Here is a 19,236-nt window from a genome sequence, read left to right on the forward strand (position 1 = left end):
CTATTCCGCGATCACGATCTTGACCTCGTCGTCCGCCACGTCGGTTGCGTCGGCGGGGGTGACGAACCAGTGGGTGACCTCGCCGTCGGACAGGTCGCTGGCGATGTCGCCGGTCGGGAGGACCGAGAGAGCGCCTGCCGTGGCCGCGGCCAGGAACTCGAGCATGGCGGCGCGGCCGGAGACGGACGCGGTGTACGTGGTCGACTCGTAGTCGATGCCGTACTCCTCCCTGACGTGTTCGGCCTGGGCGAGCGCCTCGGTCTGGGTGATCGCGAGGACTCCGTCGCCCGCCGGGACGACGAAGGCCGGGTGGTCCTCGCCGAGCGGGCGGACCCGATCGGCGTAGGAGACCGGGTGCGCCGGGGCCGCGGCCAGCTCGGCCTGCGTCTTCGGCTCCGACGGGACCAGCCAGCGGATCGCGCTGTCCGGCACCGGGTTCGGAGTAATGCCGAATGTCGCTCCGGCGGCGGCCATGTCTTCCGCGGACAGATCACCGGCGAACAGCAGTGCCGCACCGGCCTTCTGCACCGCCCAGGCCGCGATGACCGCGTCCACCGTGGGCGGCAGCGCCATCGCGACGATATCGCCCGGTCCCGCACCGCGATCGATGAGCACCCGCGCCAACTGCGAGGAGCGTCGATCCAGTACGTGGTAGGCGATTTCGTCGCCGTCGGCGAGCAGCGCGGGCGCTTCCGGATCTTCCTCGACCACCTCGGCGAGCAACTTGGCGACCGTGTGCGCGCCGACCCGGCCGGTCGGCTCCGGCGCGGAAACGGTTGCCGTGATGCCGGATTCGACCAGCAGACGGGCCCGTTCACCGGCATCGAGGATGTCGATGTCGCCGACGAGTCCGTCCGGATCGCCGAGCAGCGCTTCCAGCACCCGGATCAGTCGCGCGGACAAAGTCTCCACCTCGTCCGCGGTGAACCGGCTGCCAAGATACTTGAGCGTCAGCTCGATCGTCGACTCGGCGGTCACCAGCAGCGTCAGCGGGTAGTGGGTCGCGTCGTTGACGCCGACACCGGTCACCGACATGCCGTCGATGGAGCTGGCGGCCGAAATGGCCTCCTTGTCCATCGGATACGACTCGAACACCAGCAGCGTGTCGAACAGCGATCCGGTGCCCGCCACCCGCTGGATGTCGGTGAGCCCCACGTAGTGGTGCTCGAGCAGGTCCGCCTGGTCGTGCTGCAACCGCTCCAGCAGCTTGCCGATGGTCTGGCGATCATCGATCCGCAACCGCACCGGCAGGGTGTTGATGAACAGGCCGACCATCGATTCGACGCCGGGCAGCTCGGCGGGCCGTCCGGACACGGTGGCGCCGAACACGACATCGCCGCGGCCGGTGAGCCGTCCGAGCAGGATGCCCCAGGCCGCCTGCACCAGCGTGTTCACCGTGACGCCGAGTTCGGCGGCGTGCTTGGTGAGTTGCCGCGTGCGGTCCTCGTCCAGCTCGGTGATCAGCTTGCCGATCTCGTACTGCTCGGCCGAACGTGGTTGCGGCGCAAGCTGTGTCGGCTCGTTGACACCGTCGAGCGCGGTCGCCCACGCCCGCAGCGATGCCGCGCGGTCCCGCCCGGCCAGCCAGCCGAGGAAGTTGCGGTAGGAAGCCACCCGCGGCAGCGCGCTCTGATCGCCGCGAACCGCGTACAGCACCAGCAGATCCCGCATGAGCAGCGGCATCGACCAGCCGTCCAACAGGATGTGGTGGGTGGTGATCGCCAGGTGCCACTGTGCCGCGTCGGTGCGGAACAGCGTGAACCGCAGCAACGGCGGCACCGCCATGTCGAAGTGCGTCGCCTGATCGGCCGCGACCTGCCTGCGCAGTTCGGCGGTCCGCTGCTCGGCGGGCAACTCGGTCAGATCCACCTCGCGCCACGGCGCCTCGATCCGGTCGAGCACGACCTGCACGGCCTGCCCCTCGGAGTCGGTGACGAACGCGGTGCGCAGGTTCGGGTAACGATCGATGATGCCCTGCGCGGCCGCGCGCAGCCGCTCGACATCCAGCGCACCGCCGAGGTCGACTACGGCCTGCATGGTGTACACGTCGACCGTCGCCTGAGTCATCATCGCGTGGAAGAGCAGACCGGACTGCAGCGGCGAGAGCGGCCACACCTCGGCCAGCGCCGGGTAGTTCCGTTCCCACAGCTCGATATCGGTCTGGCCGACCCGCACCAGCGGCATGTCCGACGGCGTGAAGCCGCCCGCGTCCGGCCGCCGCGCATGGGTGGCCAGCGCGGTGAGCGCCGCGACCCAGAGGTCGGCGAACTCCTGCACCTGTTCCCGCGTCAACAACCCGGACGGGAAGGCGAACGCCGCACCCAACTCCGGACCGTCGGCTCCGTCGGTGACGATCGCGTTGATGTCGATCGTCGCGTTGGCGGGCATGTCCAGGTCCATGTCGCCGTCGAGCTGGCCGAGGTCGGCGACCGGCACCCAACCGATTTCGGCGAGCTGCTCGGGGATCTCCCCGGCCGACATCCGGCCCAGATAGTTGAAGCTGATCTGGCCCGCGTCGCGCAAGCGCTGACCGGTCGCCGAATTCAAGTGGCGCAGCAGCCCATAACCGAGGCCCTTGTCCGGCACCGCGAGCAGCTGCTCCTTGACCGACTTCACGATCTCACCCAGCGCGGCGCCACCGGCGAAGGCATCGGTCAGATCGTTGTCGCCCAGGTCGAGTCGCACCGGGTAAGCCGTGGTGAACCAGCCGACGGTGCGCGAAAGATCCGCACCGGGCACGACCTCTTCTTCCCGGCCGTGACCTTCGAGCTTGATCAGCGTCGCGTAGCGACTCGATGAGGGGCGGTGGTCGGGCGACGGGTGGGCCAGTGCCGCCGAACCCGCACCTCGCCAGCGCGCGACCGCCATGGCCAGCGCGGACAGCAGCCCGTCGTTCACGCCGCCGCGGTAGAGGCCGGGGATCGCGGTGAGCACCGCGTCGGTGACCTCGGCGGGCAGCGTGACCTCGACCCGCTCGACGGTGGCGAAGGTGTCCACCTTCGGATCGAACGGCCGGGCACCGAGCAGCGGGTCCGGTGTCGTCGAAACCTGCTGCCAGAACGGCAGTTCCGCGAGCCGCTCGGGCGACGAGGCGGCCTCGACCAGGCTGTGCGCCCAGCGCCGCATCGAGGTTCCGTTGGCGGGCAACGCGACCTGCTGACCGGCGGCCAGCTGCGACCAGGCGACCGCGAAGTCCGGAATCAGAATGCGCCAGGACACACCGTCCACGACGAAGTGGTGCGCGACGATGAGCAGCACATCACGGCGCTCGCCCTCGAACGCGAACCAGATGAACTGCGCCATCACCGCATTCGCCGGATCCAACCGGCCGAGCGCGGCGTCGAACGCTTCGCTACCGACCCGGCGCAGCTCCGCGTCGTCGACGTCGGCGGCCAGCTCGACCCGATGCACCATGGCATCCACGTCGACCGCACCGGGCGCCAACGCCTCGAACTGCCACCGGTCGCCACCGTCCGAGCGCTCGGATGCCGTGCGGCGCAACCGCGTCCGCAGCACATCGTGGTGATCGAAGACCGCCCCGATGGTCGCGACCAGCGTCTCCCGGTCGATACCGTCCGGCAGGCGCAGCGCCATCGTCTGCGAGAAGCGTTCGTAGGACGAGCCACTCGACAGGATCTGCGTCATGATCGGCGTCAGCGGTATCTCGCCGACCCCGCCACCGGGCAGCTCTTCCAGCTTCACCTGTTCGGCACCCGCACCGAGCGTGGCGATTTCGGCGAGTGAGGCGACGCTGCGCCGCTCGAACACGTCACGCGGGGAGAACACCACGCCGCGCGCCTTGGCCCGCGACACCAGCTGGATGGACAGGATGCTGTCGCCGCCGAGCGCGAAGAACGAGTCGTCCAAACCGATCTGCTCGACACCAAGCACCTCGGCGAACACCTCGGCGATGATTGCCTCGATCTCGCTGGCGGGCGCGCGGAACTCGCGCGGCGCGAGCACCGGCTCGGGCAGCGCCTTGCGATCGAGCTTGCCGACCGGGGTCAGCGGGATCTCGTCCAGCACCACGATCGCCGACGGCACCATGTGCGGCGGCAGACTCCGCGCGGCGTGCTCGCCGAGGGAGACCGTGTCGATCTCGTGGCCGGGCACCGCGAGCACATAGGACACCAGGATCGTCGCACCCGCCGCAGTCTGCTTGCCGAGCGTGATCGCGAACTCGACGTCCTCGTGACCGGCGAGCACGGTGTCGATCTCGCCGAGCTCGATGCGGAAGCCGCGGATCTTCACCTGGAAGTCCGAGCGGCCCACGTAGTCCAGTTCCCACCGCACCTCGGGCACGGCGGCGTTACCCGCGCGCTCGCCCGGCTCGGCGAACCAGCGCACCACGTCACCGGTGCGGTACATCCGCGCACCCTCGTTGCTCCACGGGTTGGCGACGAATCGTTCCGCGGTGAGGTCGGGACGGTTGTGGTAGCCACGCGCCACCGCGCCACCGGCGAGGTAGAGCTCACCCGCGACACCAGGCGGCACCGGGTTGAGCCGCGAGTCGAGCACCAGCGCCGACATGCCGCGCACCGGAAGGCCGATGGTGATGTGCCGTCCCGGGGTCAGGCTGGCGTAGGACGAGATGATCGTCGTCTCGGTCGGACCGTAGGCGTTGAAGTACTTCCGGCCCGGCTGCCACTTGGCCAGCAGTTCCGGCGTGGTGACATCGCCACCGACGGAAGCGACTTCGAGCGCCTCCATGCCCGCCGGATCCACCGTGCCGAGCACCGCGGGGGTGATGATCGTGTGCGTCACCCGCTCGGTGCGCAGCAGCTCGGCCAGCTCCGGTCCGCCGATGATGTTCGACGGCACGATCACCAGCGTCGCACCGGTGTAGGCGGCACACAGCCATTCGAGCACCGACGGGTCGAAGCTCGGCGAGCAGATGTGCAGGAACCGGTGGTGCGCCTCGAGGTGGTACAGGTCGGTGGCGACACCGACCAGGCCGCCCATGCCCGCGTGGGTCACGGTGACGCCCTTGGGCATACCGGTCGAACCCGAGGTGTAGATGACATACACCGGGTGCCGCATGGCCAGCGAGGAGATCCGATCCGCGTCGGTCACCGGCGCCGGGGACTCGGCTTCGATCAGCTCACCCAGCGCGGGGTCGTCCAGCCGCAGCCATTCGACGTCGCGCGGCAGGCGATCCACGTACTCGCTCGCGGTGATACCGATGACCGCGCCGGAGTCGTTGACCATGTGCCGCATCCGGTCTTCGGGGTAGGTCGGGTCGATCGGCACGTGCGCGCCACCGGCCTTCGCCACCGCCCAGAACGCCGCGACCATTTCGTAGGAACGCGGGAAGGACAGCGCCACAATGCGTTCCGGACCGACACCGCGATCGATCAGCACCCGCGCCAGCCGCGACGAGTACTCGTCGAGCTCGCGGTAGGTGATCGAGCGACCCTGGTAGCGAACCGCGATCTGCTCCGGGTCCAGCCGCGCGCCCCGCGCGAGCAGGTCCGGCAGCAGCCCGGTGGCCATCACGTCCTCGCCGTGCACGTGCGTCAGCAGGTCGTACTCGGCCTCGTCGAGCAGCGGCAGGTCACCGATCGGGGTGGCCCGGTCGGTGGCGATCGCGTCGAGCAGCCTGGTGAACCGCTGGGCGAACACCTCGACGGTGGCGTCGTCGAACAGGTCACGGGCGAAGGAGAACTCGGCGTACATGCCCGCGCCGTCGGCGGCGCCAGCGGCCGCCTCACGAATCGTCAGCGACAGATCGAACTTCGCCGTGTCGACATCGAAATCGACCGCCCCGACGTGCAATCCGGGCAGTTCGAAGCTGGTCTCCGGCAGGTTCTCGAACGACAGCGCCACCTGGAACAGCGGGTGCCGCGCGGTCGAGCGCTCCGGGTTGAGCAGTTCGACGAGCCGCTCGAACGGCAGGTCCGCGTGCGCGAAGGCCTGCAGGTCGGCGTCCTTGGTCCGCGCGAGCAGTTCGCCGAAGGTCAGGTCGCCTTCCACGTGCGAGCGCAGCACCAGCGTGTTGACGAACATGCCGATCACGTCGTCGAGTTCGGCCTCGCCACGACCGGCCACCGGGGTGCCGATGGCGATGTCGTCGGTGCCGGACATCCGCGCCAGGAACAGCGCGAGCGCCGCGTGCACGAGCATGAACATGGTCGCGTTCTGCTCCCGCGCGATCTCGGTGAGCCGTCGGTGCAGCTCGCCGTCGATCGGGAACACCACACGCCCACCGGCGAACGACTGTGTCGTCGGCCTGGTCCGGTCGGCGGGCAGGTTCAGCTCGTCCGGCAGCCCGGCCAGCGCGGTGCGCCAGTACTCGGCCTGCTGGGAGATCAGGCTCGCCGGATCGGTCTCCGAGCCGAGCACGTCGCGCTGCCAGAGGCTGAAGTCCGCGTACTGCACCGGCAGCGGCGCCCAGCCCGGGGGCACCCCGGCGGAGCGGGCCGCGTAGGCGAGCATCACGTCGCGGGTCAGCGGGCCCATCGACCAGCCGTCGGCGCTGATGTGATGGACAACGAACACGAGCACGTATTCGCTGTCGGTGACCCGGAACAGCTTGGCCCGCAACGGAACTTCGGCGGTGACGTCGAATCCGGCGGTGACCACGTCGATGATCCGCTGACGGATGTCTTCGGCGGCAACGGTTTCCGGCGTCAGGTCCGGCACGGCCTGTTCGGCGGGCATGATGACCTGGGTCGCGGCGCGGCCCTGCTCCGGGTAGACGGTGCGCAGTGTCTCGTGCCTGCTGATGACATCCGCGACGGCGGCTTGCAGCGCGCCGACATCGAGGTCGCCGGTGAGCCGCACCGCGACCGGGATGTTGTTGACGGCCGAGGCGGTATCGAACTGGTTGAGGAACCACATGCGCTGCTGGGCGAGCGACAGCGGAACCTGTTCCGGGCGCGGGCCTGCCACCAGGGCGCGGCGGCCACCGGCACCGGCGTGCTGCTCGACCTTCACGGCCAGACCGGCGACAGTCGACGCCTCGAACAGCGCGCGCACCGGCACTCGTGCGTCGAGCGCGGCACCGATCCGAGCCGCGACCTGAGTCGCCAGCAGCGAGTTACCACCGAGACCGAAGAAGTCGTCGTCGGCACCGACCCGCTCGACACCGAGGACCTCGGCGAACACCGACGCCACGATCTCCTCGATCGGGGTCGAGGGCGCACGGAACACCTGAGCCTCGAACTCCGGCTCCGGCAACGCCTTACGATCCAACTTGCCATTCACGTTCAACGGCAACGCATCCAGCACCACAAACGCCGACGGCACCATGTACGACGGCAACGCAGCGCCCAGCGCCGACTTCACCTGCGCGACATCGACATCGGCATTCGTCGCGCAGACCAGGTAGGCGACAAGGCGGTCGCCGGTGCGCGGGTCCGACTTGGCGATGACCGCGGTCTGCGCGATCTCGGGCAACGCCAGCAGCGCGGCCTCGATCTCGCCGAGCTCGATACGGAAACCACGGATCTTGACCTGGAAGTCGGTACGACCCCGGTACTCCAACTCACCAGAAGCGTTCCACGCCACCAAATCACCAGTGCGATACATCCGCGCACCAGCCCGGAACGGATTGGCCACAAACCGATCCGCCGTCAAATCCGCACGACCGAAGTAGCCACGCGCCAACTGCGCACCTGCGAGGTAGAGCTCGCCCGCCACGCCGTCCGGAACCGGCCGCAGCCGCGAATCCAGCACGTAGACCTGGCTGTTCCATTCGGGCAGGCCGATGGCGACGGAGGTTTCGTCCGCCCTGCTCACCCGATGGCTGGTGATGGACACCGCGGCCTCGGTCGGGCCGTAAAGATTGAACAGTTCGGTCCGCGAGTGCTCACGCACGAAGCGCTGTGCCAGCGCACCGGGCAGTGCCTCACCGATCGCCAGCACCCGCCACAGCGAGTTCGGGAAATCGCCCGCAGTGAGCGCATCGAGCATCGACGGGACCACATGCAGCGTGGTGACCCACTCGCGAGCCATCAACTCGTTGAGATACGCCGGATCCCGATGACCATCAGGCGCCGCAATCACCAAACGACCACCACACACCGCAGCCGACCAGAACTCCCACACCGACAAATCGAACGTCGCCGCCGTCTTCAACAAAACCGCATCAGCAGCATCGAGACCGAACTCGGTCACCTTCCACTGCAACTGATTCGCAATCGCCCCATGCGACACCGCCACACCCTTCGGGCGACCAGTCGAACCCGACGTGAAAATCACATACGCGGTATTCGCCGGACGCAGCGGCGCAACCCGATCAGCATCGGTGACCGGAGACTTGTCCAGACCCTCGAGATCGAGCTCGTCCAACCGCACCACCGGCGCGACATCAGTATCAAACTCAGCATCCGCGTTGGTCAGCACACACACCGGCGCAGCGGTTTCAAGGATGTAGCTGGTCCGCTCAGCACCCTGATCCGGATCCACCGGCACATACGCACCACCGGACTTCGCCACCGCATACATCGCCACAATCAGATCCACCGAGCGGCGGATAGCGAGCGCCACCCGCGACTCCGGACCCACACCCATCGAAATCAGATGCCGGGCAAGACGATTCACGCGACCATCGAGATCACCGTAGGTGACCGACGCACCGTCCTCGGTGACCAGCGCGACTTCCTTCGGTCCGGCCGCGACCGAGGCATCGAGCAGCGACACCAGCGTCGCCGACGAATCCACCACGTAGTCGGTCGCATTGCGCCCGACCACCAGCTGGTTGCGCTCCGCAGCGTCGAGCAGTTCGATATCGCCGACCGCGGTGCGCGGCGCGGCGATGATCTCACCGAGCAGGCGGGCGAACCGATCGACGAAGCCCTGCACCGTATCCCGGTCGAACATATCGGTGGCGTAGGTGAAGAACCCGGTGATGCCCTCGGGCTCGCCCGCGTCACCGTAGCGGTCGGTCGCGATCAGGTGCAGATCGAACTGAGAGAGCTCGGTATCGATGTCGAGCCCGGACACTGTCAGGCCCGGCAGTTCCAGCCCGGCCTGGGCCAGGTTCTGGAACGACAGACCCACCTGGAACAGCGGATGCCGCGCGGTGGACCGGACCGGGTTGAGCACCTCGACGAGTCGTTCGAATGGCACATCGGCATTCGCGAAGGCCTGGATGTCGATCTCGCGTTGCCGCGCGAGCAGTTCGGTGAACGCCACGCCAGCGTCGACCCTGGTGCGGAACACCAGCGTGTTGACGAACATGCCGATCAGGTCGTCCAGGACGGCCTCGCCACGACCCGCCATCGGCGTGCCGATCGCGATGTCGTCGGTGCCCGACAGGCGGGCCAGCAGCACCGCGAGCGCGGTGTGCACGACCATGAACAGCGTCGCGCCCTCGGTACGGGCCAGCTCGATCAAGGCCTGGTGCGTCTCGGCGTCGATGCGCAGTTCGACCTTGCCACCGGCGAACGACTGCACCGCGGGGCGCGGACGGTCCGACGGCAGATCGAGCTGGTCCGGCAGGTCCGCCAGCGCCTGCCGCCAGTAGGCGACCTGCTTGGACGCCAGCGACTCCGGGTCGTCTTCGCTGCCGAGCAGCTCGCGCTGCCAGATGCTGTAGTCGGCGTACTGCACCTCGAGCGGCGCCCAGTTCGGCGCCTCGCCGGCCGAACGCGCGGCGTAGGCGATCATCAGGTCACGGGTCAGCGGGCCGACCGAGGAGCCGTCACCGGAGATGTGGTGCACCACCATCGCCAGCACGTATTCCACATCCGGCGCGACCGAACCCGCCGTGGCGTCTTCGGCTGCCGCCGTACCCGCGGTGTCGCCGGCGATCTGGAACAGCGCGACCTTCATCGGCACCTCGGAGGTGACGTCGAACATCGTCGATGTCAGTGCCACCACGGCGGATTCGATGTCGGCCGGTGCGACCACGCGCACTTCCAGGCGCGGCACGGCCTGCGCGGGCGGCAGGATCACCTGCACCGGACCGCTGTCGGTCTGCGGGTAGATGGTGCGCAGGATCTCGTGCCTGCTGACCAGGTCCGCGATCGCGGCGCGCAGGGCGGCCACGTCGAGGGCACCGGTGAGCCGCACCGCGATCGGCACGTTGTACGCCGCAGACTGGGTGTCGAACCGGTTGAGGAACCACATGCGCTGCTGCGCGAGCGACAGCGGAATGTGTTCCGGGCGTGGCCCCGCGGTCAGCGCCTTGCGGCCACCGGCGTCGGCGTGCTGCTCGACCCGAACGGCCAGCGCGGCGACGGTCGAGGCCTCGAACAGCAACCGGACCGGCACGCGGGTGTTCAGTGCCTCACCGAGCCGAGCCGCGACCTGGGTCGCCAGCAGCGAGTTACCGCCCCAGGCGAAGAAGTCGTCGTCCAGACCGAGTCGTTTCGATTCGGTCCCTTCGCGATCCGAAAGCCGCAGCACGTCGGCGAAGGTGTTCGCCACGATCTGCTCGATCGGCGTCGTGGGCGCGCGGAACACCGCCTTCTCGAAGGTGGGCTGCGGCAACGCCTTCCGGTCGAGCTTGCCGTTGGCGTTCAGCGGCAGCGCGTCGAGCTCGACGAGTACCGACGGCACCATGTACGACGGCAGCTCCGCGGCCAGCGCGGTCTGCAGTGCGCGCTTGTCGAGCTGACCCGCCCGCGGCACGACGTAGGCGACCAGCCGGTCGCCGATGCTCGGATCGGTGTGCGCGAGCACCGCGGCCGCGGTGATCGCGGACTGCCGCAGCAGCGCGGCCTCGATTTCACCGAGCTCGATGCGGAAGCCGCGGATCTTCACCTGGAAGTCGGTGCGGCCGCGGTAGTCCAGCTCCCCGGCAGCATTCCAGGCCACCAGGTCGCCGGTGCGGTACATGCGCTCGCCCGGTGCGCCGAACGGGTCGGCGACGAACCGGTCGGCGGTCAGCTCGGGCTTGCCGAAGTAACCGCGCGCCAATTGCGCACCGGCCAGGTACAACTCGCCGGATACACCGGCCGGGACCGGCCGCAGCCTGGTGTCGAGCACGTAGACCCGGCTGTTCCATTCCGGCGCGCCGATCGACACCGCGATCTGGTCGGCATCGGTGACCAGGTGGCTGGTGATCGACACCGCGGCCTCGGTCGGGCCGTACAGGTTGAAGAGTTCGGCGGAGTTGGCGCGGCGGAACCGCTGCGCGGTCGCCGCGGGCAGCGCCTCACCGATGGCGAGCACCCGACGCAGCGAATGCGTCAGGCGGCCAGCGGATTCGGTGAGCAGCGCGTCCAGCATCGACGGCACCACATGCAGCGTGGTCACCCCGGTGCCGCGCATCAGCTCGTTGAGGTAGGCCGGATCACGGTGGCCGTCGGCCGCCGAGATGACCAGGCGGCCACCCGATCCGGCCGCGGTCCAGAACTCCCACACCGACAGGTCGAACGTCGCGGCGGTCTTCAGCAGGATCGCGTCGTCCGCGCCGAGCCCGAATGTCGCGATCTCCCACTGCAACTGGTTGACAATCGCGGCGTGCGGTACGGCGACACCCTTCGGCTGGCCGGTCGAACCGGACGTGAAGATCACGTACGCGGTGTTCGCCGGGGTCAGCGCTGCGCGGCGTTCGCCCGCGGTCACCGGGCGGGCCGCGAAACCGGTCAGGTCGAGCGCGTCGAGCTGCACAGTTTCGGCGGTGGCGGTGCGGAATCCGTCGCGGCCGGTGGTCAGCACGCAGACCGGTGCCGCGGTGCCGAGGATGTAGTCGGTCCGCTCGGCGGGCTGGTCCGGATCGATGGGCACATACGCCGCACCGGTTTTCGCGACGGCGTACATGGCGACCACGAGATCGGTGGACCGGCGGATGGCCAGCGCCACCCGGTCCTCCGGGCCGACGCCGCGCTCGATCAGGTAGCGGGCAAGGCGGTTCACCCGGTTGTCCAGTTCGGCGTAGGTGAGCTCCTGCTGGCCGGTCGGATCGTCGGCGACGAGCGCGACCGCGTCCGGTGTCGCCGCGACCGTGGCATCGAGCAGCGACACCAGCGTCGCGGTGGTGTCGACCTCGTGCGCGGTGTCGTTCCACGTGGTGAGGATGCGGGTCTGCTCGTCCTCGGCGAGCAGATCGATCTCGCCCACCGGCATGGTGGCGTCGGCGACCACGGCGTCGAGCACGCGCACGAACCGGTCGGCGAAGCCCTGCACCGTGTCCTCGTCGAACAGGTCGACGGCGTAACCGAATTCGGTGATGATCTCGGCGGGCGTCCCGTCCTCGGCGTACCGGTCGTACAGCGTGACGTGCAGGTCGGTCTTGGCCAGCTGCGAGTCGAAGTTGACCGCGCTCACCGAAAGACCGGGCAGCTCGAAGGTGGTCTCGGCCAGGTTCTGGAACGACAGACCCACCTGGAACAGCGGGTTGCGCGCGGTGGAGCGGACCGGGTTGAGTACCTCGACCAGCCGCTCGAACGGCACGTCGGCGTTGGCGAACGCCTCGAGGTCGCGTTCCTTGACATCGGCGAGCAGGTCGGCGAAACGGTCGCCCGGCGCGACCCTGGTGCGGAACACCAGGGTGTTGACGAACATGCCGATCAGGTCGTCGAGTTCGCGTTCACCGCGGCCCGCGATCGGGGTGCCGACCGCGATGTCGTCGGTGCCGGACAACCGCGACAGCAGCACTGCCAGCGCGGCGTGCACCACCATGAACAGCGACGCGTTGTTGGCGCGAGCCAGTTCGTGCAGGCGGGCGTGCCGCTCCGGCGAGATCTCGAAGCGAATCGCCTTGCCCTGGAACGACTGCGCGGGCGGGCGTGGCCGGTCGGCGGGTAGCTCCAGCTGATCGGGCAGCTCGGCGAGCGCGGTCCTCCAATAGGCGACCTGCTGGGCGGCCAGCGATTCCGGATCGTCTTCGGAACCGAGCACCGCACGCTGCCAGAGCGCGTAGTCGGCGTACTGCACCGGCAGCGGAACCCACTGCGGCACTTCGCCTTGCACGCGGGCCACGTACGCGGCCATCACATCGCGGGCCAGCGGGCCCATCGACGAACCGTCCGCGGCCACGTGGTGCACGGTGAAGGCGAGCACGTGCTCGTCCGGCGCGATCCGGAACAGCGCCACCGCCAACGGCACCTCGACGGTGACGTCGAAGGTGGTCAGCGCGAAGGCGATGACCGCGTTGAGCAGATCGTCCTCGGTGACGTCGACCGGGGTGAGCGCGGCCGCGGATTCCGCCGCGGGCCGGATCACCTGGTGCGGGCCTTCCGCGGAGCGCGGGTAGGTGGTGCGCAGCACTTCGTGGCGGGCGAACACGTCACCGATCGCCTGCTCCAGCGCGGCGACATCGAGGGTGCCCGACAGCCGCACCGCGAGCGGAATGTTGTCGACCGCCGAGGTCGCGGTGTCGAACTGGTTGAGGAACCAGTAGCGCTGCTGCGCGGGCGAAAGCGGGATCCGCGCCGGACGCTCGCCGGTCTCCAGCTTGGGCCGGTGCCTGCCTGAGCCCGCGTTGCGCTCGACCTGGGTGGCCAGCGCCGCCACGGTGGACGCCTCGAACAGGTCGCGGACCGCCAGCTGGGTGTCCAGCGCGGCACCCAGCCGCGCGGTCACCTGGGTGGCCAGCAGCGAGTTGCCACCGAGTTCGAAGAAGTCGTCGTCCAGGCCGACCCTGGCGACGCCGAGCACGTCGCCGAAGGTGCCCGCGACGATCTCCTCGATCGGGGTGGCCGGGGCGCGGAACACCTTCGCCTCGAACACCGGCGCGGGCAGCGCCTTACGATCCAGCTTGCCGGAGGCGTTGAGCGGGAACTCCTCCAGCACCACGAACGCCGAGGGCACCATGTACGCGGGCAGCTCGCCACCGAGTTCGGCGCGCACGCCATCGATGTCGATCGCGTGGCCGCTGGTCGGCACGACATACCCGACCAGCTGATCGCCGAGGCGGTCGTCCGAGCGCACAATCACCACGGCCTGGGCGATGGAATCCAATGCGGTGAGCGCGGATTCGATTTCGCCGAGCTCGATGCGCAAACCGCGCAGCTTGACCTGGAAGTCGGTGCGACCCAGGTACTCCAGTTCACCGGCCGGAGTCCAGGTGACGAGGTCACCGGTGCGGTACATGCGCTCGCCGTCCGCGCCGAACGGGTTAGCCACGAACCGATCCGCGGTCAATTCCGGCCGCGCGACATAACCGCGCGCCAGCTGCACACCCGCGAGGTACAGCTCACCCGCGACACCCACCGGCACCGGGTGCAGACGCGAATCCAGCACGTACACCTGGGTGTTGAACACCGGGGCGCCGATCGGCACGGACACGGTGTCGGCTTCGGTCACCTCGTGGTAGGTGACGTCGACCGCGGCCTCGGTCGGGCCGTACAGGTTGTGCAGACGCGCACCGGTCAGTTCCTGCATCCGCTGCGCGGTGGCGGCGGGCAGCGCCTCGCCGGAGGCGAAAACGTTGATCAGGCTGGTGCATTCGTCCGCGCGCTGCTCGGCGACGAACACCGACAGCATCGATGGCACGAAGTGCGCGGTGGTGACCTCTTCGGCGGTGATGACCTGGATGAGGTAACCGGGATCGCGATGACCGTCCGGCTTCGCGACCACCAGGCGGGCACCGATCTGCAAGGGCCAGAAGAACTCCCACACCGACACGTCGAAGGTGGCCGGAGTCTTCTGCAACACCACATCGGTGCCGTCCAAGCCGTACTCGGCCTGCATCCACACCAGACGGTTGACGATCGCCGCATGGCTGACCGCCACACCCTTCGGGCGGCCGGTCGAACCGGAGGTGAAGATCACGTACGCGGTGTTCGACGGGCGCAGCGGCGCACGACGATCCATGTCGAGCACCGGTGCGTCCGAGTACTTCGACAGCTCGACCCGGTCGATCTCGACGACGGCGGTCTTCCCCGCGTCGAACCGGTCCCGCGTGGTCGTCAGCACGCACACCGGCTCGGCGGTGTCGAGCACGTAGCGGGTGCGGTCGGCCGGATGATCCGGATCCAGCGGCACGTACGCACCACCGGCGACGCTGACCGCGTACATACCTACAACCAGCTCGACCGATCGGCGCATACCGAGGGCGACCATGGAATCCGGGCCGACGCCCAGCGAGATGAGGTGGCGGGCAAGCCGGTTCACCCTGGCGGCGAACTCGGCGTAGGACAGACTCGTCCCCTCGAACGTCAACGCGGTCGCATCGGGTGTCCGGGCCGCCTGCGCCTCGAACATCGACACCAGAGTCGCGGTGTCGTCCATCGGGTGCGCGGTGTCGTTCCAGCGCGCGACCACCTGGGCGTGCTCGGCCGAATCCAGCAGCTCGACATCGCCGATCACCGCGGTCGGATCCGCGACGACGACGGTCAGCAACCGGACGAGGCGATCCGCGACGCCCGCGATCGTATTCGCGTCGAACATGTCGGTCGCGTAGGCGAATTCGGCGGTCATGCCGTCGGCGGAGCCCTCGGCGTCGAGCCGGTCGGACAGGCTCAGGTGCAGGTCGAACTTGGCCGTCACCACGTCGAGCGGGACACCGGCGACCTCGAGACCGGGCAGCTCGAACGAGGCTTCCCCGGTGTTCTGGAACGACAGCATCACCTGGAACAGCGGGTGCCGCGCCTGCGAGCGGGCCGGGTTCAGGATCTCCACCAGCCGCTCGAACGGCAGGTCCGCGTGCCCGAAGGCGGCGAGGTCGCGGTCCTTGGTGCGCGCGATCAGCTCGGCGAACGGCTCGGCCGGGTCGACCGTGCTGCGCAGGACGAGCGTATTGACGAACATGCCGATGGCGTCGTCGAGCACGGCCTCACCACGACCGGCCACGGCGGTGCCGATGGCGATGTCGTCGCTGCCGGACAACCGCGCCAGCAGCGCGGCGAACGCGGCGTGCACCACCATGAACAGGCTCGCGCCATGCTGTCTGGCGAGCGCGTTCAGGTCACGCACCAGCTGCGCGTCGAGCGAGAACTCGTAGACCCCACCGCGATTCGACGCGACGGCGGGCCGCGAGCGGTCCGACGGCAGGTCCAGCTGGTCGGGCAGCCCGGCCAGGCTGTCGGACCAGTAGGCGACCTGCTGGGCGATCAGCGAGGTCGGATCGTCTTCGGAGCCAAGGGTTTCCCGCTGCCACAGCGCGTAGTCGGCGTACTGCACCGGCAACGGCGCCCAGGCCGGGGCCTCGCCGCGCGAGCGGGCCGCGTAGGCCACCATCACGTCGCGGGCCAGCGGCCGTACCGACCAGCCGTCACCGGAAATGTGGTGCACCACGAACACCAGCACATGGGTGTCGGGCTGCGAGCCGTCCATCGAGCCCGCGACGCGGAACAGCTGGGCCCGCACCGGCACCTCGGTGGTGACGTCGAAGCCGGTCAGCACCAATTCGCTGACCCGGTCCTGGATTTCGGTCTCGGACACCTCGATCGGGGTCAGCTCGATTTCCTGCCCGGCGGGCAGCACGACCTGAACACCTTGACCGTCGGCGGTTTCCGGGTAGACGGTGCGCAGCACCTCGTGCCGGTCGACCACGTCGGCGACGGCCATGGCCAGCGCGTCGGTGTCGAGCGAGCCGGTCAGCCGGACGGCGAGCGGGATGTTGTTGACCGCGGTCTGGTTGTCGAACCGGTTGAGGAACCACATCCGCTGCTGCGCCAGCGACAACGGAATGCGGGCGGGACGCGGGCCCGCGACGAGTTCGCGGCGGCGCCCGGTGCCCTGGTGTGTTTCCATCCGCGCGGCCAGCGCGGCGACCGTCGGCGCCTCGAACAGCATCCGCACCGGGATGCGGGTGTCAAGCGCGGCACCGAGGCGGGCGACCACCTGGGTGGCGATGAGCGAGTTGCCGCCCAGCTCGAAGAAGTCGTCGTCCAGGCCGACGGCGCGCTCGCCGTCGGTGTCGGTGAGGCCGAGCACCTCGGCGAAGGTATTGGCCACGATCTCTTCGACCGGGGTGGACGGTGCGCGGAATTCCCGTGCCTCGAAGGCGGGTTCGGGCAGCGCGCGCCGATCCAGCTTGCCGTTCGGGTTGAGCGGCATGGCATCGAGCACCACGATCGCGGCGGGCACCATGTACGAAGGCAGTCGCGCGGCCAGGTGCGTCCGGAGCGCGTCGACGTCCACCGTCGCGCCGCCGACCGGCACGACATAGCCGACCAGCTGGTCGCCGGTGTGCGCGTCGGAGCGCACCATGGCGACGGACTGAGCCACCGAATCGTGTGCGGCGAGCGCGGTTTCGATCTCGCCGAGCTCGATCCGCAGGCCGCGCAGCTTCACCTGGAAGTCGGTACGACCGATGTACTCGATGGCGCCGGTGTCGTCGCGGGTGACGAGGTCACCGGTGCGGTACATCCGGGCGCCCGGCGCACCGAACGGGTTGGCCACGAAGCGATCCGAGGTCAGGTCGGCGCGGCCGAAGTAGCCACGCGCCAGCTGCGCGCCCGCGAGGTACAGCTCGCCCGCGACACCCGGCGGCACCGGGTGCAGGCGTGCGTCGAGCACGTAAGCCTGAGCGTTCCAGACCGGCAGCCCGATCGGCACCGCGCCGTCCGCCTCGTCGGCGACCGGCCCGTGCGTGGCGTGCACGGTGAATTCGGTTGGGCCGTAGAGGTTGTACAGCTCGGCCGAGGTGACCTGGCGGATGGCCTCGACCGCTTCGGCGGTGAAGGCCTCACCGGCGACGAACAGCGTCCGCAGCGACGCGAGCGCGGCGCTGCCGCCGGTCGCGTCGACGTTTCCGGCGAAGACGGTGAGCATCGACGGCACGAACGAGGTCATGGTGACGCGTTCGGCCGCGATCACGTCCGCGAGGTACTGCGGGTCGCGATGCCCATCCGCACTGGCGACCACGATGCGGCCACCGGTGGTCATCGGACCGAACAGCTCCCACACCGACACGTCGAAGGTGGCGGGTGTCTTGAACAGCACCACATCGTCGGCGCCGATACCGTATTCGCCGGTGATCCAGCGGATCTGGTTGACGACGGCGGCGTGCGGCACCGCGACACCCTTCGGGCGTCCGGTGGAGCCGGACGTGAAGATCACATACGCCGGATGTTCCGGCCGCAGCGGCGCGATCCGTTCGGCGTCGGTCACCGGGGCGTCCGAGTAGCCGGACAGGTCCAGCTCGTCGATCGAGAGGGTGGTCCGGCCGTCCGCGTCGAAACCGTCGCGGGAGGTGGTCAGCACGCAGACCGGATCGGCCGATTCGAGCACGTAGTGCACCCGGTCGGCGGGCTGGTCGAGGTCGAGCGGCACGTAGCCGCCACCGGCCTCCTGCACCGCGTAGGCGGCGACGACCAGGTCCACCGAGCGCCGCAGACCCAGCGCGACCAGGGTCTCCGGGCCGACACCCGCCTCGATCAGCTTGCGCGCCAGCTGGTGCACGCGAGCACCGAATGCGGCGTAGCTCCACGAGTCCCCGGTAGCGGGATCGATCACCGCGACCGCGTCCGGGGTGGACTGTGCCTGGGCGGCGAACTCGGCGACCAGGGTGGTCGGCGTGCCGAGGTCCCGGTCGGTGTCGTTCCAGCCGCGCAGCGCCTGCTCGGTCTCCCGCTCGTCCAGCAGCGCGATATCGCCGATGGGCCGATCCGGTTCGGCCGCAAGCGCCTTCAGCAGCCGGTTGAACCGCTGCCCCAGCTCGGCCATCGTGTCCGGGTCGAAAAGGTCGGTGGCGTAGATGAATTCGGCACTGATGCCAGCCGGAGCCGCGCCAGCGCCGTTGGCCGGCCGGCCCGCGTTCTTCTCCGACAGGGTCAGCTGCAGGTCGAACTTGGCGGTGTCGATCGGCAGTTCGACCCCGCTGGCCGTCAAGCCGGGCAGCTCGAGACTGTTCTGGCCGAGGTTCTGGAACGACAGCATCACCTGGAACAGCGGATGCCGCGCCTGCGAGCGCGCCGGGTTCAGGATCTCGACCAACCGCTCGAACGGCAGGTCCGCGTGCCCGAACGCGGCGATGTCGGTGGCCCGCACCGTACGCAGCAGATCGGTGAAGGTCGCACCGGCGTCGATCGGGGTCCGCAGCACCAGGGTGTTGACGAACATGCCGATCAAATCGTCGAGGGCACGCTCGCCACGCCCGGCGACCGGCGTGCCGATGGCGATGTCGCTCTCCCCCGACAGGCGCGACAGCAGCACGGCCAGCGCGGTGTGCGTGACCATGAACAGCGTCGCGCCCCTGGTGCGGGCGAGTTCGGTGAGCTTGGCGTGGGTTTCGGCGTCGATCTCGAACTCGTGCGTCGCACCGCGGCCGGAGGCGACCGCGGGCCGCGGCCGGTCGGCGGGCAGGTCGAGCTGATCGGGCAACCCGGCCAGCGAGTTCGACCAGTACGCGATCTGCTGGGCGATCACCGATTCCGGGTCGTCCTCGTCGCCGAG

At 69.2% G+C, this 19,236-nt stretch carries 1 protein-coding gene (running past one end of the window); it reads right to left on the reverse strand.

The window, feature by feature from the left end; genetic code table 11:
* On the reverse strand, positions 1-19,236 hold the 3' portion of the coding sequence (locus KV110_RS37085; RefSeq protein WP_218471782.1) for a non-ribosomal peptide synthase/polyketide synthase. It continues 24,513 nt past the right edge of the window; 19,236 of the gene's 43,749 nt are visible here — the last part of the coding sequence; the start codon falls outside the window, past its right edge — the gene reads right to left on this strand; its stop codon occupies positions 1-3.

It is taken from the genome of Nocardia iowensis (assembly GCF_019222765.1).
GTDB lineage: Bacteria > Actinomycetota > Actinomycetes > Mycobacteriales > Mycobacteriaceae > Nocardia > Nocardia iowensis.